The organism is Salmonella sp. SAL04202 (genome assembly GCF_046550775.1).
Taxonomy (GTDB): Bacteria; Pseudomonadota; Gammaproteobacteria; order Enterobacterales; family Enterobacteriaceae; genus Salmonella; species Salmonella enterica.
The window spans coordinates 74,127-93,456 of record NZ_JBGDXK010000006.1 but is presented as its reverse complement, the minus strand read 5'-3'; the positions used below and the strand labels follow the sequence as shown (position 1 = coordinate 93,456).

Sequence of the window (19,330 nt, the reverse complement as noted above, 5' to 3'; positions counted from 1 at the left end):
GCCGGAGGAAACGGTAAGATTAATGCGCACGCCCTTGTTGTACGCCGAATCCCGTTTGGGAGCGGATAAACTGAGCGCGGAACTGCTCACGTTCACGGTTGCCTTCTGCCGAGTTATCGGTGGCCGAGAAAAACCAGATCCCCAGGAACGCCACGCTGATAGAGAACAGCGCCGGATACTCATACGGGAAGATCGCTTTTTCGTGGCCGAGGATCTGCACCCAAATGGTAGGGCCAAGAATCATCAGCACCACCGCTGTCAGTAAACCTAACCAGCCGCCCAGCATAGCGCCGCGCGTGGTCAGTTTTGACCAGTACATGGAAAGCAGAATGATGGGGAAGTTGCAGCTCGCGGCGATAGCAAACGCCAGGCCCACCATAAAGGCGATGTTCTGATTTTCAAACAGGACGCCGAGGATAATGGCGATCACGCCCAGCACCAGGACGGTGATTTTCGACACCTTCAGCTCTTCACGTTCGGTTGCGCCTTTGCGGAACACGTTGGCGTACAAGTCATGCGACACCGCCGATGCGCCCGCCAGCGTCAGACCGGCGACCACTGCCAGAATGGTGGCAAACGCCACTGCCGAAATAAAGCCGAGGAACAGGTTGCCGCCTACCGCGTTGGCCAGATGCACCGCCGCCATGTTATTGCCGCCAATCAGCGCGCCCGCCGCATCTTTATAGGCGGGATTCGCCCCCACCAGCATGATAGCGCCGAAACCGATAATAAAGGTCAGAATGTAGAAATAGCCCATAAAACCGGTGGCGTAGAACACGCTCTTGCGCGCTTCGCGGGCATCGCTGACCGTAAAGAAACGCATCAGAATATGCGGCAAGCCGGCGGTGCCGAACATCAGTCCCAGACCCAACGACAATGCCGAAATCGGATCTTGCACCAATCCTCCTGGGCTCATAATCGCCGTGCCTTTCGGGTGTACCGCCATGGCTTCGGTAAACAGATTATTGAAGCTAAAGCCGACGTGTTTCATCACCATAAAGGCCATAAAACTGGCGCCAAACAGCAACAGGACGGCTTTGATAATTTGCACCCACGTTGTCGCCAGCATCCCGCCGAACAGCACGTACATCATCATCAGCACGCCGACCAGCACCACAGCGATGTGATAGTTGAGGCCGAACAGCAGTTCAATCAGTTTACCGGCGCCGACCATTTGGGCGATGAGATAAAGCGCCACCACTACCAGGGAGCCACAGGCCGAAAGAATACGGATTGGCCCCTGTTTCAGGCGATAAGAGGCAACGTCAGCAAAAGTATAACGTCCCAGATTACGCAGGCGCTCGGCAATCAAAAACAGGATGATTGGCCAGCCGACAAGGAAGCCCAGCGAATAGATCAGCCCGTCATAACCGGAGGTAAACACCAGAGCTGAAATGCCGAGAAATGACGCGGCGGACATATAGTCGCCGGCAATCGCCAGGCCGTTCTGGAACCCGGTGATATTGCCGCCTGCGGTGTAGTAGTCGCTACGGGAACGTACGCGTTTAGAGGCCCAGTAGGTAATACCGAGCGTAAACACGACGAAAATCAAAAACATGATAATCGCCTGCCAGTTGGTGGGCTGGCGTTCAACCGCGCCGCTAATGGCATCCGCCGCATGAGCGGCGAAGGGGAGTGCGGCGGCAAGCGCCGTCAGAACTCTCTTCATAATGCTTTCACCTCATGCAGTACGGCGTTATTAAGACGATCGAATTCGCCGTTCGCCCGCCAGATATAAATTCCGGTTAACACAAAAGAAATCACAATCACCCCGACGCCAATGGGAATTCCTCGGGTGACGCTGGTTCCCGCATGTAGAGGCGTGCCCAGCCAGCCAGGCGCGAAGGCGATCAGTAAAATAAAGCTGATATAAACCGCCAGCATGATAACCGACAGAATCGTGGCAAACCGTTGCCGTTTTTCAACTAATTCCCTGAAACGCGCACAGTCTTCTATCCGCTGATAAATTTGGTCATTCATCACAGAGCTCTCCAGAGGTCCCCCTGCGTCTTTCGCGCTACAGGCGCGCTGGCCGCACTCGCGCGCCCCAGCCACATAGTGAACTATGCTGCTGAGGGTGTGCTCGCTTGCCGCCTTCCTGTAACACGAAATCCTTTGGGGGAGGGTTTTTTATATTTCCCTCTCCCGGTTTGAGAGAGGGCAGGGGTAGGGTCGTAGGCCGGATAAAACGCGTTCGCGTTGCCATCCGGCATTTATGGTTATGACGGCATCGCGATGGCCTGCTTCTCTTCGAGCAGTTTCTCCACCACGCCAGGATCGGCGAGAGTCGAAGTATCGCCCAGATTGCTGGTATCGCCCGCCGCGATTTTGCGCAAAATACGGCGCATAATTTTGCCGGAACGGGTTTTTGGCAGTGAGTCGGTCCAGTGCAGCACGTCCGGCGTCGCCAGCGGGCCAATCTCTTTACGTACCCAGTTGCGCACCTCCGCGTACAGTTCTGGCGACGGCTCCTCGCCGTGGTTGAGCGTCACATAAGCGTAAATCGCCTGGCCTTTGATAGCGTGTGGAATACCCACCACCGCCGCTTCGGCGATCTTCGGATGCGCCACCAGCGCCGATTCGATTTCCGCCGTACCCAGACGGTGGCCGGAGACGTTTAACACGTCATCCACGCGACCGGTGATCCAGTAATAGCCGTCTTCATCGCGACGCGCGCCGTCGCCGCTGAAATACATATTCTTAAAGGTAGAGAAATAGGTCTGCTCAAAACGTTCATGATCGCCGAACAGAGTGCGCGCCTGGCCCGGCCAGGAATCGGTGATGACCAGATTGCCTTCCGTCGCGCCTTCTTGCGGATGGCCTTCGTTATCCACCAGCGCAGGCTGTACGCCAAAGAAAGGACGGGTGGCGGAACCGGCTTTCAGTTCGATAGCGCCTGGTAGCGGCGTGATCATAAAACCGCCTGTTTCAGTCTGCCACCAGGTGTCGACGACCGGACATTTTTCCTTGCCGATCTTCTTCCAGTACCATTCCCACGCTTCGGGATTGATCGGCTCGCCGACGGAACCCAGAATGCGCAGTGAAGAACGGTCGGTGCCTTCAATGGCTTTATCGCCTTCCGCCATCAGCGCGCGGATGGCCGTCGGGGCGGTATAGAGAATGTTGACCTGGTGTTTGTCGACCACCTGGCACATGCGAGCGGGCGTTGGCCAATTCGGCACGCCTTCAAACATTAAGGTGGTCGCGCCGCAGGCCAGCGGGCCATACAACAGATAGCTGTGCCCCGTCACCCAACCCACATCGGCGGTACACCAGTAAATATCGCCAGGGTGATAATCAAAGACATACTTAAAGGTGGTCGCGGCGTAGACCAGATAGCCGCCGGTGGTGTGCAGCACGCCTTTCGGCTTGCCGGTGGAGCCGGAGGTATAAAGGATAAACAGCGGATCTTCGGCATTCATCGCTTCAGGCTGGTGCTCAGGGCTGGCTTTTTCAATCAAATCGCGCCACCACAGGTCGCGGCCTTCTTGCCAGTCAATGTCGTTGCCGGTGCGCTTCAGGACGATCACATGCTCAACGCTAGTGACATTCGGGTTTTTCAGCGCGTCATCGACATTCTTTTTCAGCGGGATACTGCGTCCGGCACGTACACCTTCGTCAGCGGTGATCACCAGCCGCGAGCTGGAGTCGATAATGCGTCCGGCGACGGCTTCCGGCGAGAAGCCCCCGAAGATCACCGAATGCACCGCGCCGATGCGGGCGCAGGCCAACATTGCCACCGCCGCTTCCGGCACCATCGGCATATAAATCGCTACCACATCGCCTTTTTTAATGCCCAGATCCAGCAGTGTATTCGCGAAACGGCAGACATCGCGATGCAGTTCGCGATAAGAGATATGTTTACTCTGCGACGCGTCATCGCCTTCCCAGATAATGGCGGTGCGATCGCCATTTTCCTGCAAATGGCGGTCAAGACAGTTCGCCGCCAGATTCAGCGTGCCGTCCTCGTACCATTTAATCGACACATTGCCTGGCGCAAAGGAGGTGTTTTTCACTTTTTGGTACGGCGTGATCCAATCGAGAATTTTTCCCTGTTCGCCCCAAAACGTATCGGGGTCGTTAATAGACTGTTTATATTTAGTCTCATACTGCTCTGGATTTATCAGGCAACGATCCGCAATGTTGGCGGGAATGGCGTGTTTATGTGTTTGGCTCATGCTGTTGTTCTCCTTGTAGGATGTTAATAATATGTCGCATAAACGTTAAATGTAGGGTCTTAATAAGTTTTGTTTAGTATTTGGGCGACAGATCACGCAAAAAGGGAACTGTGCAAATAAGCAGCAATCTATTTTTTGATTGTGTCCCGCAAAATTAGATAAATTTTCGGGATAACATGACGTTATATGAAATTTTTTAAAAAAGTGATCCGTGTCCGGAAATCAGAAAAGAGAGGGAGTTTTGTCCAGGTTACTAACTCTAAAGTGGTATTTTACATACACTTACAATTGATTAAAGACAACATTTTAAGTGTGGTTATTTGTTACACATAGAGGAGATCAATGTAATAACAGTATTTGTGCGGTTGCTGTTATGGAAAACGATAAAAAATCGCCATTAAAGATAATGGCGCAATCTGGATGAGACCTCTATGGCAAGGAAAACACTACGCGCACGCCGTTTCTTCAGCCTTATATTTCCTTTTTTCTTCATTACCTCTGTTTACGCTGAGCAAACGCCTGAATCCGCAAAAACCGTTACTGTTGAAGCGAAAAATGAAATGTTCGCGCCTCAACACCCCGACCAATATCAGTCATGGAAAGCGACGTCAGAACAGTCTGCCCGTGAAGATGCGCTGGCGGAAGACCCTCGTCTGGTGATCCTGTGGGCGGGCTATCCCTTCTCCCGTGATTACAACAAACCACGCGGCCACGCGTATGCGGTAACTGACGTGCGCGAAACACTGCGTACCGGCGCGCCAAAAACGGCGGAAGACGGCCCGCTGCCGATGGCCTGCTGGAGCTGTAAAAGCCCCGATGTCGCGCGCCTTATCCAACAAGAAGGCGAAGACGGCTACTTCCATGGCAAATGGGCGCGAGGCGGCCCGGAAATTGTCAACGATTTGGGCTGTGCCGACTGTCATAACACCGCGTCGGACGATTTCGCCCAGGGGAAGCCAGCGTTAACGTTGTCGCGCCCCTATGCTGAACGGGCGATGGAGGCTATCGGCAAACCGTTTGAGAAAGCCGGTCGCTTTGATCAGCAATCGATGGTCTGCGGTCAGTGCCACGTGGAGTACTACTTTGACGGTAAAAACAAAGCCGTTAAGTTCCCGTGGGATGAGGGCATGAAGGTCGAAAATATGGAGCAATACTACGACGCCATCGCCTTCTCTGACTGGACTAACTCTCTGTCGAAAACCCCGATGCTCAAAGCGCAGCACCCGGAATATGAAACCTGGAGCGCGGGCATTCACGGTAAGAACAACGTGACCTGTATCGACTGCCACATGCCGAAAGTACAGAACGCCGAAGGCAAGCTCTACACCGACCATAAAATCGGCAACCCGTTCGACAATTTCGCGCAAACCTGCGCCAACTGCCACACCCAGGACAAAGCGTCCCTGCAAAAAGTGGTCGCCGAGCGTAAACAGGCGATTCATGACCTGAAAATCAAGGTTGAAGATCAGCTGGTACATGCGCACTTCGAAGCGAAAGCCGCATGGGATGCGGGGGCGACAGACGCGGAAATGAAACCGATTCTGAACGATATTCGCCACGCGCAGTGGCGTTGGGATCTGGCGATTGCGTCACACGGTATTCATATGCATGCCCCGGAAGAAGGTCTACGGATGTTAGGCAGTGCGATGGATAAAGCCGCGGATGCCCGTACTAAACTGGCGCGACTGCTGGCGACCAAAGGCATTACCCATGAAATTTCGCTGCCGGATATTTCGACGAAAGAGAAGGCGCAGAAAGCGATTGGTTTGAATATGCAACAAATCAACGCGGAGAAGCAGGACTTCCTGAAAACGGTCGTACCGCAGTGGGAAGATCAGGCGCGTAAAAACGGTCTGTTAAGCCAATAACCTCACATGTGACAAATTTGCCGGATGACAGCGCAAGCGCTTTATCCGGCCTACAGAAGTCTTGTAGGCCTTAAAGCTGCGCGCCATCAGGCATTATGTAATGGAGTGAATATGAGCGTATTACGTTCGTTATTAACTGCTGGGGTGCTGGCGTCAGGCCTGTTCTGGAGCCTGAGTGGAATTACTGCCACGCCAACGCCGCAGGAGTCGGATCAACGCTGGACGGTCACCCAGCAGCGTAATCCGGATGCTGCCTGTCTGGACTGTCACAAGCCGGACACCGAAGGTATGCACGGTAAACATACGGGCGCTATCAACCCGAACAATAAATTGCCGATAACCTGTACCAACTGCCACGGTCAACCGTCGCTTCACCACCGTGAAGGGGTGAAAGATGTGATGCGTTTTAACGACCCGATGTATACGGTAGAGCAGCAGAACAGCGTCTGTATGTCCTGCCACTTGCCTGAACAACTGCAAAAAGCGTTCTGGCCGCACGATGTTCATGTTACTAAAGTGACCTGCGCCAGTTGCCATTCCCTGCATCCGCAGCAAGACACGATGCAGACGCTAAGCGAGAAAGGGCGGATCAAAATATGCGTGGATTGCCACAGCGATCAGCGTACTAACCCGCACTTTAACCCGGCGTCCGTTCCGTTGCTTAAGGAGCAGCCATGAGTTGCACCCGACGTCAATTTATTACCCGCGTCGGCGCGCTGGCGGTGGTCAGTGGGATGGCAGGACGCGTTGTAGCGAACACGTTGAATATTAACGGCGTGCGTTATGGCATGGTACACGATGAGTCATTATGCATCGGCTGCACGGCCTGCATGGATGCCTGTCGGGAAGTCAACAACGTGCCGGAAGGCGTATCGCGCCTGACGATTATTCGCAGCGAGCCGCAGGGGACGTTTCCTGATGTGAAATATCGCTTCTTCCGCCACTCGTGCCAGCATTGCGACCATGCCCCCTGCGTTGACGTCTGCCCGACCGGCGCATCATTCCGCGATGCCGCCAGCGGTATTGTCGACGTGAACCCGGACCTTTGCGTCGGCTGCCAGTACTGCATTGCCGCGTGTCCCTACCGCGTGCGCTTTATCCATCCGGTCAGTAAGACGGCGGATAAATGCGATTTCTGCCGGAAAACCAACCTGAAAGCGGGCAAACAGCCCGCCTGCGTTGAGTCATGCCCGACGAAGGCGCTGACGTTTGGTAATCTGGACGATCCCAACAGCGATATTTCCCGTTTGTTGCGGCAGAAAACCACCTATCGTTACAAGCTGGCGCTGGGCACAAAACCGAAGGTCTACCGCGTTCCCTTTAACTATGGGGAGGTGAGCCAATGACATCCGCTTCTGCATTTCATTTTGCATCACTGGTGTGGGACTGGCCCATCGCCATCTATCTGTTTCTGATTGGCATCTCCGCCGGACTGGTTACGTTGGCGATTCTGCTGCGCCGCTTCCATCCGGAGGCGGGCGGTTCGGACAGCACGCTGTTGCGCACTACGCTGGTGTTAGGGCCGGGGGCGATTATTCTTGGTCTGCTGATTCTGGTCTTCCACCTGACGCGTCCGTGGACCTTCTGGAAGCTGATGTTCCACTACAGCTTTACCTCGGTGATGTCGATGGGGGTGATGCTGTTCCAGTTGTACATGGTAGTGCTGGTGCTGTGGCTGGCAAAAATCTTTGAAAAAGAGGTGATTGCCCTGCAACAGCGTTGGCTGCCGCGGTTAGAGATCGTGCAGAAAGTGTTGGCGCTAATAACGCCGTTTCATCGCGCGCTGGAGACGTTAATGCTGGTGCTGGCGGTCCTGCTCGGGGCGTACACCGGCTTTCTGCTGTCGGCGCTGAAATCCTATCCGTTCCTGAATAACCCGATCCTGCCGGCGCTGTTTCTGTTCTCCGGCATCTCCTCCGGCGCGGCGGTGGCGCTGATCGCTATGGCGTTACGCCATCGTAGCAACCCGCACAGCACCGAGGCGCGCTTTGTACATCGCATTGAAACCCCAGTGGTATGGCTGGAGATCTTCCTGCTGGCGGCCTTTTTTATCGGGCTGGCGCTGGGCGATGACGGCAAAATGCGCGCGCTGGCGGCGGCGCTGGGCGGCGGATTCTGGAGCTGGTGGTTCTGGCTCGGCGTCGTAGGGCTGGGATTGATTATCCCGCTGCTGCTGAAACCCTGGGCAAATCGTAGCGTCACGTTTCACGGCGTGCTGGCCGTTTGCGGCGCCAGTTTGACCGGCGTGCTGCTGCTGCGCTTTTTCATTCTTTATGCGGGACAGCTAACGGTTGCATAATCTGGACATCTTCCTTCCTGAAGCCGGATTTCTGGCGCTGTTGTTGAGTCTCGGGGTCAACGTGTTGACCCCGCTGGCGACGTGGTGCGGGATGGGGCTGCACTGGCGCGGCGTCATGCGCCTGACGACCTGCGGCGCGTGGACGGCGTTCACGCTGCTGCTACTGGCGTTTGCGATTCTGGTTAGCTGTTTTCTGACCAGCGATTTTTCGGTCGTTTATGTTGCGCAGCATAGCCATCGTCAGTTGTCATGGGGACTGAAACTGGCGGCGGTATGGGGCGGTCATGAAGGCTCGCTCCTGCTGTGGGCGCTGCTTCTTTCGGGGTGGACGGCGCTATTCGCCTGGCGCTCCCGGCATGAATCTGACGCGCTTTTTCCGCTGACCCTGAGCGTCTTGTCCCTCATTATGGCTTCGCTGCTGCTATTTATTGTGCTGTGGTCCGATCCGTTCCTGCGTATTTTCCCTCCCGCCATGGAAGGGCGCGACCTTAATCCCATGCTGCAACATCTGGGGCTGATCTTACATCCGCCGCTGCTCTATCTGGGTTATGGCGGCCTGATGACCGCGGCGAGCGTAGCGCTGGCCTCGCTACTGTGCGGCGGCTTTAACGCGGCAACCGCCTGGGTGTGCTGGCGCTGGGCGTTACCCGGCTGGTGCGCTCTGACGCTGGGGATCATTCTCGGATCGTGGTGGGCGTATTGCGAACTGGGCTGGGGCGGCTGGTGGTTCTGGGACCCGGTGGAAAATGCCTCATTGTTGCCGTGGCTTGCCGCCAGCGCGTTGCTGCACAGTCTGTATGTCAGCCGCCAGCGCGGGAGCTTCCGCCACTGGTCGTTGCTGCTGGCGATACTGACGCTGATCCTCTCGTTGCTGGGAACGCTGATTGTGCGTTCCGGCATTCTGCTCTCCGTCCATGCTTTTGCGTTAGATAATGTGCGCGCGGTGCCGCTGTTTATCCTTTTTGCCGCGTTAAGTCTGGCATCGCTTGCTCTGTACGGCTGGCGGGCACGGGAGCCGTATCCGGCGACGCGTTTGGGCGGCGGAAAGCGCGAAACGCTCATTCTGGCGACGCTGCTACTCTTTAGCGCCGTCTTGTTGATCGTGCTGGTCGGGACGCTCTACCCCATGATTTATGGTTTGATGGGCTGGGGAAGGCTTTCGGTGGGCGCGCCCTATTTTAATCGCGTCACGCTGCCGTTTGGCCTGCTGATGCTGGTAGTTATCGTGCTGGCGACAATCAGAAGCCGCAAAGTCTCTGTGCGTTGTCAGCTTCCGGCATTGCTGGCGCATACGGGCGTATTTATCTTCGCCGCCGGGATCATGGTTTCCAGCGGCAGTCGGCATGAAATCAGCCTTAACCTCAGCCCCGGTCAGCAGGTGGTACTGGCGGGCTACATTTTCCGCTTTGAGCGTCTGGATCTGGAAGCCAAAGGCAACTACACCAGTGAAAAAGCGCGGATCACGTTGTGGCGGAATGAAAAACGCATTGGCAGCCTGCAGCCTGAAAGGCGCTTCTATGCCGCGCGTCGTCAACAGATGATGGAGCCGGGGATTCACTGGAACCTGCTACATGACTGGTACGCAGTGATGGGCGAAAAAACCGGACCGGATCGTTACGCCATGCGCTTATACGTGCAGACCGGCGTGCGCTGGATCTGGGGTGGGGGATTGTTGATGGTGTGTGGCGCGCTGCTGAGCGGATGGCGGGGGAGGAAGCATCCTGAGTTATTGCCTGATGGCGCTGCGCTTATCAGGCCTACGAGTGAAAAGCATGGTAGGCCGGATAAGGCGTTTACGCCGCCATCCGGCAAGACGATGTTACTTGTGGCTTTTCTGATTTTTCTGCCTTTTAGCACCCACGCCCAGGTGGTGGATACCTGGCGCTTTGACAATCCGCAACAGCAGGAAAAAGCGCTGTCTATTGCCGGTCAACTGCGCTGTCCGCAGTGTCAGAACCAGAATTTGCTGGAATCCAATGCGCCCGTGGCGGTCAGTATGCGCCATCAGGTTTACAGCATGGTGGCCGAAGGTAAAAGCGAAGCGGAAATCACCGCCTGGATGACCGACCGTTATGGTGATTTTGTGCGCTACAACCCGCCGTTGAATGAGCAAACGCTGCTGTTGTGGGCGCTGCCGTACCTGCTGTTATTGCTGGTGGGCGTGGTAGTCTGGCGGGTGAGAAAGCGTCAGCACGCAGAAAAGGGGGAACAATGAGCCAGTCTGAACACTCCACTGCGCCGTTACGTCCCATGCCCGTAAAGCGTCTGGCGGCTGCGGCGGTGTTGATGGTGGCTGCCTGTGTCGGCGGCTATCTGATGACGCCGAAATGGCAGGCTGTGCGTAGCGAGCAACAGCGTCTGGCCGATCCGCTACGTGACTTTACGAACCCGCAAACGCCAGAGGCGCAGCTTTCCAGGCTGCAAGAAAAAATCCGCGCCAATCCGCAGGATAGCGAGCAATGGGCGCGGCTGGGCGAGTATTATCTCTATCGCAATGCGTATGACAATGCGCTGCTGGCATATCGTCAGGCGTTGCGTCTGCGAGGCGATAACGCGCAGCTTTTCGCCGCGCTGGCAACGGTGCTGTATTACCAGGCCGGGCAACATATGACGCCTGCGACGCGTGAAATGATTAATAAAGCGTTAGCGCTGGATGCGACAGAAGTGACCGCGCAGATGCTGCTGGCGGCGGATGCGTTTATGCAGGCGGATTATGCGCAAGCCGTGTCGCTGTGGCAAACCTTACTGGATGCCAACTCGCCGCGAGTGAACCGCGCGCAGCTGGTAGAGGCCATTAATTTGGCTAAATTGTTACAAAATCTGCAGAAATAATTTTTTCTTTTTTGTGACTTTTGTCATGTGTGCTGTTTAAAAAAACGGCGAATGAGACACAAGTAAAAATTAATTACCTCAGTGTATTATTCGTTTTTGACGAAGTAAAAAACTTTCCATAACAAATAGTTATTCATCATTAACGCCATAAACTCGCGTTATTATGCATAAAAACAGCCAAAAGCCCTGTTATGAAAGGGTTGCGCAAGACGCTATGCAAATGATACTGATTATGCGCGTTAAAAAACTCTACAAACCAACGCAACACAAATCATACCCTTTCAGTATGTATTGCTCTCATGCTTTCGGCGGAGAGCAACGCTTCATCGAGGAAGTCTGTTGTTATGAAAAATTTGAAAGTCAGCCTGGCCTGGCAAATTTTGCTGGCTATGGTGCTGGGCATTCTGTTGGGCAGCTATCTGCATTATCACAGTGACAGTCGTGAATGGCTGATTGCCAACCTGCTGTCGCCTGCTGGCGATATCTTTATCCACCTGATTAAAATGATCGTCGTGCCGATCGTGATCTCGACTCTGATTGTCGGCATCGCCGGCGTTGGCGATGCAAAACAGCTAGGCCGTATCGGCGCCAAAACCATTCTCTATTTTGAACTGATCACTACGGTGGCGATTATCCTCGGCATTACGCTGGCGAATGTCTTTCAGCCAGGCTCAGGCATTGATATGTCGCAACTGGCGACCGTCGATATTTCGAAATACCAGAACACCACGGCGGAAGTACAAAGTCATGCGCATGGGCTGATGGGGACGATACTGTCGCTGGTGCCGACCAATATCATCGCATCGATGGCCAAAGGGGACATGCTGCCGATTATCTTCTTCTCGGTACTGTTCGGTTTAGGTCTGTCTTCTCTGCCGGCAACTCACCGCGAGCCGCTGGTAACGGTATTCCGCTCTATCTCCGAAACCATGTTTAAAGTGACGCACATGGTGATGCGTTACGCGCCAGTCGGGGTTTTTGCGCTGATCGCCGTCACGGTGGCGAATTTTGGTTTCGCGTCGCTGTGGCCGCTGGCGAAACTGGTGCTGCTGGTACACTTTGCCATTATCTTCTTTGCGCTGGTGGTGCTGGGCATCGTGGCGCGCCTGTGCGGGTTAAGTATCTGGATTCTGATTCGCATTCTGAAAGATGAATTGATTCTGGCGTACTCGACCGCCAGCTCCGAGAGCGTACTGCCGCGCATTATCGAGAAGATGGAAGCTTACGGCGCGCCAGCCTCTATCACCAGTTTCGTGGTACCGACCGGTTACTCATTTAACCTCGACGGCTCCACGTTATACCAGAGCATCGCCGCCATTTTTATCGCGCAGCTATACGGTATCGACCTGTCGTTGTGGCAGGAAATTGTACTGGTGCTGACGCTGATGGTGACGTCGAAAGGGATTGCCGGCGTGCCTGGCGTTTCCTTCGTGGTGTTACTGGCGACGCTGGGAAGCGTGGGCATTCCGCTGGAAGGGCTGGCGTTTATCGCTGGTGTCGACCGTATCCTCGACATGGCGCGTACTGCGCTAAATGTGGTGGGGAATGCGCTGGCGGTGCTGGTGATCGCCAAGTGGGAACACAAGTTTGACCGCAAAAAAGCGCTGGCCTACGAGCGCGACGTGCTGGGCAAATTTGATAAGACCGCCCAATAACGGATTGCCGGATGGCGCTTTGCTTATCCGGCCTACAGCGAAAGAGAATGTAGGCCGGATAAGGCGTTCACGCTGCCACCCGACAACCTGCTCCGGGTTGCCTGATGGCGCTACGCTTATCAGGCCTACAACGACTACGTTCATCCGGCAATAAACATCAGCCATTTGTTAGCGTTTCGAACTCTTCGCAACCGGTATCAAACCCTTCCAGACAGCTTAGATTCAACCAGTGCAACGCCTTCTGCTTGTTCTTTTCAATAAAGCCCGGTTCACCGTTTAAAAACATCATTCCCGCCCAGTATTCTGAATAGCCGGTACGGGAAATGGCGGAACTGCGTTTGAAATACCAGGCGGCTTTTTCATCATCGGCGGCAATGCCCACGCCGTTGGCGTAAATCAGGCCAAGCAACATTTGCGCATCCACCGCGGAGTCGTTATCCAGATCTTCAGAGGCCTTTTGCAGCAGCGAGATGGCTTTTGGGTAGTCCGGGCGCCCGGCCTGGGTGTTGACCAGGATCCGCGCCAGCGTAATTTCTCCCGCTTTACTGCCCGCGTTAGCCGCCTTTTCAGCCAGCTTTTTCGCGTCGGGATAATCCAGGCTTACCGGATTAGTGATTTTGATTTGCGCCAGTAGCGCGCAGGCGTCGGCGTCGCCACTGTCGGCGGCTTTTTGCGCCCAGTATTCAGCTTTGTTCAAATCGCCATAGCTCAACCAACTGTCGGCCAGAAAATATTGTGCGCGTCTGTCACCTGCCTCTGCTGCCTGCAAATACTGGCTACCCGGCTCAGGATCTGCGGCATGGGCAAAGAATGTCATAAACAACATCAATGCAAGAAGTAGTTTCATTTTGAATTTTATTTAGGGTACGGAAAAGACAGTATAAAGAGATCGTATGGATAAAAAAACAGCCTCCGGGCGGAGGCTGTTATAGGGAAAATGCCTGATGGCGATGCTAATGCATCTTATCAGGCCTACAGTAGACGCAGGCCGAATAAAGCATTCTGATGCCGCCATCCGGCAGATCAACCCATTGCGCTTTCGCGCAGGCGGGTTTTCAGCTTGTTGTACTCATCAATCACATACTGCTCGGCGGCTCGCTGATCGGCGATCGGCTCAACGCGTACGGCGCAGTATTTGTACTCCGGCGTTTTGGTAATCGGGCTGAGGTTTTCAGTCACCAGCTCGTTACAGGCGCCAATCCACCACTGGTAGGTCATGTAAATCGCCCCTTTGTTAGGGCGATCGCTGACCTGCGCGCGGGTGATGATTTTGCCTTTGCGCGAATGAACCCACACCAGCGCTTCATCTTCAATGCCCAGACGCGCGGCGTCGGCGGTATTGATTTGCGCATAGCCCGGTTCATCGGCCAGCGCGGCCAGCGCCGCACAGTTACCGGTCATTGAGCGGCAGGAGTAGTGGCCGACTTCGCGCACCGTCGACAGTACCATCGGGTACTCTTCGGTGAGTTTATCAATAGGCGCTACCCAGTCGCAGGTGAAGAACTGCGCCAGACCGTTGGGGGTATCGAACTTCTCTTTAAAGAGGTACGAGGTTCCCTGATCGGCATCCGACGTGTCGCGGCACGGCCACTGGATATAGCCCAGTTCGCCCATCTTCTCGTAAGTGGCGCCGTAGAAATCCGGGCACAGATGACGCAACTCATCCCAGATTTCCTGGGTATTGTTGTAGTGCATCGGATAGCCCATCCGGGTGGCGATTTCACTGATAATCTGCCAGTCGGTTTTCAGGTCCCACTTCGGCTCAACGGCTTTAAAGAAGCGCTGGAAGCCACGGTCAGCCGCAGAGAAGACGCCTTCATGCTCGCCCCATGAGGTAGAGGGTAAAATCACATCCGCCGCCGACGCGGTTTTGGTCATGAAGATATCCTGCACGATGACCAGTTCCAGATCCTCAAACGCTTTACGTACCGCAGAGAGTTCCGCATCGGTTTGCAGCGGATCTTCACCCATAATGTACGCCGCGCGCACTTCGCCATGCGCCGCACGGTGCGGCAGCTCGCTGATGCGATAGCCGGTATGCGCAGGCAGACTTTCTACGCTCCAGGCTTTTGCGAACTTCTCGCGGTTTTCCGGGAACTTAACGTACTGGTAGCCCGGATAAGTATCCGGCAGCGCGCCCATATCGCACGCGCCCTGAACGTTGTTCTGGCCGCGAACCGGGTTAACGCCCGCGCTTGGCTTGCCGAGGTTACCGGTCAGCATCGCGAGGCTGGTCAGTGAACGCACGGTTTCCACACCCTGATAGAACTGGGTGACGCCCATACCCCACAAGATCGCTGCGCTTTTCGCGCTGGCATACATCCGCGCCGCCTGACGAATTTCCTGTGCGCTCACGCCAGTGATCTCTTCGACGGACTCCGGCGTATAGCCTTCGACAATCTTACTGTACTCTTCAAAACCTTCGGTACGGCTGGCGACAAACGCTTTGTCGTACAGGTTTTCTTCAATAATGACATGCCCCATGGCGTTGAGCAGCGCGATATTCGAGCCGTTTTTCAACGCGATATGCATGTCAGCAATGCGCGCGGTTTCAATTTTGCGCGGATCGCAGACGATAATTTTCGCCCCGTTGCGTTTAGCGTTAATCACATGATTCGCCACGATAGGGTGGGAATCCGCCGGGTTATACCCGAAGACGAACACTAAATCAGTGTTATCAATTTCATTGATAGCATTACTCATTGCGCCGTTACCGACCGATTGGTGCAGACCTGCAACCGATGGGCCGTGTCAGACGCGAGCGCAGCAGTCAACGTTATTGGTACCAATAACGGCGCGTGCGAATTTTTGCATTACATAGTTGGTTTCATTTCCGGTACCGCGAGAGGAGCCGGTTGTCTGGATTGCATCCGGACCGTACTTCGCTTTGATGGCGCTCAAACGTTCAGCGACGTAATTGAGCGCTTCATCCCAGGAAACAGATTCCAGTTTGCCGCCACGCTGGCGACGGATCATTGGGGTTTTCAGGCGCGGGGTCAGGATCTGGGTATCATTAATAAAATCCCAGCCGTAGTAGCCCTTCAGACACAGGGTACCCTGGTTGGTTTTCCCCTGCGCCGCCTCAGCCCGGACGATTTTGCCGTTATCGACCACCAGATTGATTTTGCAACCTGATGCGCAATACGGGCAAACCGTGACGACTTTTTTCATCGGTTTCGCTCCAGTTAATCAAATCGCGCATACGCGCTGTCGCCCTCAGTATGCATGTTTTATGCCACTTTTTTAGTATGGGCTTTCCCTGATATTACGGGCGAATTTTGCTCAAAACCCTGACGAAAAACAGGCTATCGTCAGTTTTGACGTGTCGAAAGAAAATGCCGCATGACATTTATTATGGGGAGAAACGCTGAGCGCAGGCCAGATAAGGCGGATCCGCCATCCGGCAATCTGATCTGCCTGAAGTGGAAATTACCCGGATGGATAGACTCAAGGCCAGGGAACGCTTTGAGACTAACGCCAGGATAGAACAGGCCGCGGCAGGCAGTTCCATACCGCGGCCCGGCTTCAGAGGAGGCTGAAAAGGATTATCGCGGCAAAAATAGCGGCAATAACGAGATATTTCAGTGCGTAATAGAGAGTGCGGTTTTTCTTTTTCAGCCGTTGCCCGGCATCGCGTGCTGCGTGAACGTATTTAAAGATGCGATTAATCGCACCGGTGCGATCGTTCTCGTCGTTTGGCGAACTGGCGGCGGACATCAACGATGCGCCGACCCAGTGGTTTACGCTCTGCGCCCAGCGCCATTTCATTGGGCGCTCAATATCGCAAAAGAGGATAATACGCGTCTGCTCAGTTTTATTTTCCGCCCAATGAACGTAGGTTTCGTCGAAGATGACGGCTTCGCCGTCGCGCCAGCTATGGCGCTGTCGATCAACTTCAATAAAACAGCGGTCGTCATTCGGTGTGCTTAATCCAAGATGGTAACGTACTGAACCGGCATAGGGGTCGCGATGTTTTCCCAGATAGGCTCCGGGAGGCAACTCGGCGAACATCGCCGCTTTAATAGAGGGGACGCTGTTGACCAGCTTTGTCGTTATCGGGCATAACGTTTCCGCCGACGGGTGGGCATCGGAATACCATTTAAGGTAAAACCGTTTCCAGCCGCGCTTGAAAAAGGTATTGAATCCGGCGTCGTTATTGGCCTGCGCGGCTTTTATGTGATGCTGAAGCCGTAGCGCCTCTTCGCGAATCACCTGCCAGTTTTCCGTCAGCTTCTGCAGCTCTGGAAATGCCATGGTATCAAAGTACGGCTGCTTTGCCGGTAACGTTGAGAAGCGAGTCATGAACATATTGATCGGCGCCATAAACGTCGAGTGGTCAAAGAGCTGACGGGAAAGTTTTTGTTTTTCCACACCGCGTGAATGCGCATAAATGACGCTGATAATAAAAATACCGATAATGATTGCTGCGAACATAACGTCACTGTCCTTCTAAGAAAACCTCATCCCGGGATTTTCAGGCAACCCTCCCGGTGATGCCAAAGAGAAAAGTGTAGTTCGTTGACAATAAATTTACATTTCTACAACTTAAAAGGGCCATTTTTGCTAAAGAAGCGAGTCAGCTCGTTTAACCTTTATCCAGGCTTGCCGACAGTAGAATTAAGATGGCTCCGCTACTTCACCCGGTGACGGTTGATTACGTTATGTCTTATCTCCCGATGACGGCTGCCAGATCACAATGCTTTCGTAAACCGAAAATGACTTTGCTTGTAACCTTCGCGAAGATAAAAACGGTGTGCATCGCGGCGTTTAATATTTGTGGAAAGCTCCGTTAGCTCGGCGCCAGCCTGACGTGCTTCTTCTTCTGCCCAGGCCAGAAGCTGACTGCCAATTTTTTGTCCCCGCATCGGCGGTAATACCACCAGCTCCTGAATTTCGCCAATCCAGTTGGCATGATGGAGATGAAACTGCATATGCAGGCTGATCATGCCGACTACCTCTCCGTTGCGCAGTGCTAAACGATAATGAACGTTGGGGTCCAGTAAATTAGCGGCAAATCCATCCCTGAAAGCCTGATAATCAAGCTCATTTTTAAGTAACTCACAGATAAGCGCGTAAACAGAATCGGTATCCTCTGTTGTCGCGTGGCGTAATTCACAGACTGGCATAATGTCCTCCCGACGCTTCATCAGGATCAACCATCTTTCGCCAGACTGTAGCAAACTACCGTCATGATTTATTCTATGGCAGCTAAACGGCGGATAACGTGCAGCCAAAGATCACTCTGATGGCAAGGGGGAGGGCGAGCCTCCCGGGGAGTTAGGTGGCAGGCTGATGTTTAACCACGTTAATCATCCACGGCACACCGAAACGATCGCTGACCTTGCCGAAACCCTGCGCCCAGAAAGTCTCCTGCCAGTCCATTTCGATTTGCCCTTGTGCGGCAAGGTTATCAAACCAGCGCTTCCCTTCTGCTACATCCTGGGTATCAAGCACCAGCGTAAAGCCGGAATAATGCGCCGTTCCCGACGGGCTGGCATCACTCATCATGATATCGCTGCCGGCAATGCGCATGTTGGCGTGGGCGATAGCAGTATCGGGAAAGCGCATTCCTGACGGGCAGCCCTCTTCGTTATCCGCCGCCGAGGGGGGCATTTCACCGAAGCTGAGTTTATAAAGCAGTTCTGCGCCTAACGTTTGTTGATAATACGCGATGGCGTCGGCACAGTTGCCGGCAAAAGAGAGATAGGGACTTAACGGCATGATGGTTACCTCAGATAAGAGATGCTCGTTAAGTGTAGTTCGAAATTGGCACAATATTGTCGGTGGCAGGGCCGCTCAGGCCCGGTAAGCGAGGCGCTACCGGGCAATGACGCGGTAAATCAGTTCTTTTTCACGAACTCGGATTTCAGTTTCATCGGGCCAAAGCCATCGATTTTGCAGTCGATGTTATGGTCGCCTTCAACCAGACGAATGTTCTTCACTTTGGTGCCGATTTTCAGCATGGAAGAGCTGCCTTTTACTTTCAGATCTTTCACGATGGTGACGCTATCGCCGTCTGCCAGCAGGTTGCCGTTGGCGTCTTTGACAATCAGCTCATCGCTCTCCTGAGCGGGTTCCGCATCGTTCCATTCGTGAGCGCATTCCGGGCAGATGAACATGCCGTTATCTTCGTAGGTATATTCGGAGTTACATTGCGGGCAGTGGGGTAATGACATGTTGATATCCTCAAAAAGTCAGCGGGGGCAAACGCGCCCAAAAATGGCAGATCGCCGAAAAAGGCCGCAATTATACACAAAATCCTTAGCGTTGTCGGGACTATTGCCGCTTTTATAAAAGGGTCTGCGCCACGCCAGTCAGCAATGGTTTACACTCAAATAACCGCTTTTTTACTGTCACCACAGCGCATTAGGGCGTCCTTATTTACACCTTTTGACCGAATTGACATATATATGTGAAGTTGATCACATATTTAAACCCTGTTAGGGTAAAAAGGTCATTAACTGCCCATTCAGGCGTCAACAGGTTCGGTTGTACAGT

16 protein-coding genes are annotated in these 19,330 nt (G+C 54.1%); 7 read left to right on the top strand and 9 right to left on the bottom strand.

Annotated elements, in window-relative coordinates:
- Positions 1 to 19 precede the first annotated feature (19 nt).
- The 3 genes from actP to acs form a co-directional block, all read right to left on the bottom strand.
- Complete coding sequence (gene actP, locus ACLJQJ_RS20355; protein WP_000832536.1) at positions 20 to 1,669, bottom strand: cation/acetate symporter ActP; 1,650 nt, start codon at positions 1,667 to 1,669, stop codon at positions 20 to 22.
- Entirely contained in the window at positions 1,666 to 1,980 is a 315-nt protein-coding gene (locus ACLJQJ_RS20350; protein WP_063809035.1) for a DUF485 domain-containing protein, read from the bottom strand. Before ACLJQJ_RS20350 ends, actP begins: the two co-directional genes overlap by 4 nt.
- A 239-nt stretch (positions 1,981 to 2,219) precedes the next feature.
- Entirely contained in the window at positions 2,220 to 4,178 is a 1,959-nt protein-coding gene (acs, locus tag ACLJQJ_RS20345; RefSeq protein WP_021001033.1) for an acetate--CoA ligase, read from the bottom strand.
- 431 nt (positions 4,179 to 4,609) lie between these two features.
- Between acs and nrfA the strand changes: the two genes are divergently transcribed.
- From nrfA to gltP, 7 genes are all read left to right on the top strand, one after another.
- Complete coding sequence (gene nrfA, locus ACLJQJ_RS20340) at positions 4,610 to 6,046, top strand: ammonia-forming nitrite reductase cytochrome c552 subunit (RefSeq protein WP_063809034.1); 1,437 nt, start codon at positions 4,610 to 4,612, stop codon at positions 6,044 to 6,046.
- 111 nt (positions 6,047 to 6,157) lie between these two features.
- Complete coding sequence (nrfB, locus tag ACLJQJ_RS20335) at positions 6,158 to 6,724, top strand: cytochrome c nitrite reductase pentaheme subunit (RefSeq protein WP_000115065.1); 567 nt, start codon at positions 6,158 to 6,160, stop codon at positions 6,722 to 6,724.
- Positions 6,721 to 7,392, top strand: a complete 672-nt coding sequence (gene nrfC, locus ACLJQJ_RS20330; RefSeq protein WP_001278035.1) for a cytochrome c nitrite reductase Fe-S protein — start codon at positions 6,721 to 6,723, stop codon at positions 7,390 to 7,392. The genes nrfB and nrfC overlap by 4 nt, the downstream gene beginning before the upstream one ends.
- Positions 7,389 to 8,345 carry a cytochrome c nitrite reductase subunit NrfD gene (nrfD, locus tag ACLJQJ_RS20325; protein ID WP_023208375.1) on the top strand — a complete coding sequence of 319 codons (957 nt, stop codon included), beginning with the start codon at positions 7,389 to 7,391 and terminating at the stop codon, positions 8,343 to 8,345. Before nrfC ends, nrfD begins: the two co-directional genes overlap by 4 nt.
- Entirely contained in the window at positions 8,338 to 10,560 is a 2,223-nt protein-coding gene (gene nrfEF, locus ACLJQJ_RS20320; RefSeq protein ID WP_063809033.1) for a heme lyase NrfEFG subunit NrfEF, read from the top strand. The genes nrfD and nrfEF overlap by 8 nt, the downstream gene beginning before the upstream one ends.
- A complete protein-coding gene (gene nrfG / locus ACLJQJ_RS20315; RefSeq protein WP_063809032.1) occupies positions 10,557 to 11,177 on the top strand; it encodes a heme lyase NrfEFG subunit NrfG in 621 nt (206 codons plus the stop codon). The genes nrfEF and nrfG overlap by 4 nt, the downstream gene beginning before the upstream one ends.
- 344 nt (positions 11,178 to 11,521) lie before the next feature.
- The gene (gene gltP, locus ACLJQJ_RS20310; protein ID WP_000793278.1) at positions 11,522 to 12,832 is read left to right on the top strand and encodes a glutamate/aspartate:proton symporter GltP; all 1,311 of its coding nucleotides are present in this window, start codon (positions 11,522 to 11,524) and stop codon (positions 12,830 to 12,832) included.
- A gap of 157 nt (positions 12,833 to 12,989) precedes the next feature.
- Here gltP and yjcO read toward each other — a convergent pair whose 3' ends face one another.
- The 6 genes from yjcO to ACLJQJ_RS20280 form a co-directional block, all read right to left on the bottom strand.
- Positions 12,990 to 13,679 carry a Sel1 family TPR-like repeat protein YjcO gene (gene yjcO / locus ACLJQJ_RS20305; protein WP_000771454.1) on the bottom strand — a complete coding sequence of 230 codons (690 nt, stop codon included), beginning with the start codon at positions 13,677 to 13,679 and terminating at the stop codon, positions 12,990 to 12,992.
- A gap of 176 nt (positions 13,680 to 13,855) precedes the next feature.
- Positions 13,856 to 16,003: a formate dehydrogenase subunit alpha gene (fdhF, locus tag ACLJQJ_RS20300; protein WP_077950916.1), complete on the bottom strand. Its 2,148-nt coding sequence runs from the start codon at positions 16,001 to 16,003 to the stop codon at positions 13,856 to 13,858.
- Between the two features lie 354 nt (positions 16,004 to 16,357).
- Positions 16,358 to 17,266, bottom strand: a complete 909-nt coding sequence (lpxO, locus tag ACLJQJ_RS20295) for a lipid A hydroxylase LpxO (protein ID WP_063809028.1) — start codon at positions 17,264 to 17,266, stop codon at positions 16,358 to 16,360.
- Positions 17,267 to 17,523: 257 nt separating this feature from the next.
- Complete coding sequence (gene phnO, locus ACLJQJ_RS20290; RefSeq protein WP_001526214.1) at positions 17,524 to 17,958, bottom strand: aminoalkylphosphonate N-acetyltransferase; 435 nt, start codon at positions 17,956 to 17,958, stop codon at positions 17,524 to 17,526.
- A 151-nt stretch (positions 17,959 to 18,109) separates the two neighbouring features.
- The gene (gene yjdN / locus ACLJQJ_RS20285; RefSeq protein ID WP_001131305.1) at positions 18,110 to 18,553 is read right to left on the bottom strand and encodes a VOC family metalloprotein YjdN; all 444 of its coding nucleotides are present in this window, start codon (positions 18,551 to 18,553) and stop codon (positions 18,110 to 18,112) included.
- Between the two features lie 119 nt (positions 18,554 to 18,672).
- Entirely contained in the window at positions 18,673 to 19,008 is a 336-nt protein-coding gene (locus tag ACLJQJ_RS20280) for a zinc ribbon domain-containing protein YjdM (protein ID WP_000056482.1), read from the bottom strand.
- Positions 19,009 to 19,330 lie beyond the last annotated feature (322 nt).

What these genes read in the sequence shown, in the direction of transcription:
- yjdN (WP_001131305.1), bottom strand. Translation starts at nt 18,553, where the DNA reads ATGCCGTTAAGTCCCTATCTCTCTTTTGCCGGCAACTGTGCCGACGCC.
- nrfA (WP_063809034.1), top strand. Translation starts at nt 4,610, where the DNA reads ATGGCAAGGAAAACACTACGCGCACGCCGTTTCTTCAGCCTTATATTT.
- lpxO (WP_063809028.1), bottom strand. Translation starts at nt 17,266, where the DNA reads ATGTTCGCAGCAATCATTATCGGTATTTTTATTATCAGCGTCATTTAT.
- ACLJQJ_RS20350 (WP_063809035.1), bottom strand. Translation starts at nt 1,980, where the DNA reads ATGAATGACCAAATTTATCAGCGGATAGAAGACTGTGCGCGTTTCAGG.
- nrfC (WP_001278035.1), top strand. Translation starts at nt 6,721, where the DNA reads ATGAGTTGCACCCGACGTCAATTTATTACCCGCGTCGGCGCGCTGGCG.
- ACLJQJ_RS20280 (WP_000056482.1), bottom strand. Translation starts at nt 19,008, where the DNA reads ATGTCATTACCCCACTGCCCGCAATGTAACTCCGAATATACCTACGAA.
- phnO (WP_001526214.1), bottom strand. Translation starts at nt 17,958, where the DNA reads ATGCCAGTCTGTGAATTACGCCACGCGACAACAGAGGATACCGATTCT.
- nrfD (WP_023208375.1), top strand. Translation starts at nt 7,389, where the DNA reads ATGACATCCGCTTCTGCATTTCATTTTGCATCACTGGTGTGGGACTGG.
- gltP (WP_000793278.1), top strand. Translation starts at nt 11,522, where the DNA reads ATGAAAAATTTGAAAGTCAGCCTGGCCTGGCAAATTTTGCTGGCTATG.
- nrfB (WP_000115065.1), top strand. Translation starts at nt 6,158, where the DNA reads ATGAGCGTATTACGTTCGTTATTAACTGCTGGGGTGCTGGCGTCAGGC.
- acs (WP_021001033.1), bottom strand. Translation starts at nt 4,178, where the DNA reads ATGAGCCAAACACATAAACACGCCATTCCCGCCAACATTGCGGATCGT.
- yjcO (WP_000771454.1), bottom strand. Translation starts at nt 13,679, where the DNA reads ATGAAACTACTTCTTGCATTGATGTTGTTTATGACATTCTTTGCCCAT.
- nrfG (WP_063809032.1), top strand. Translation starts at nt 10,557, where the DNA reads ATGAGCCAGTCTGAACACTCCACTGCGCCGTTACGTCCCATGCCCGTA.
- actP (WP_000832536.1), bottom strand. Translation starts at nt 1,669, where the DNA reads ATGAAGAGAGTTCTGACGGCGCTTGCCGCCGCACTCCCCTTCGCCGCT.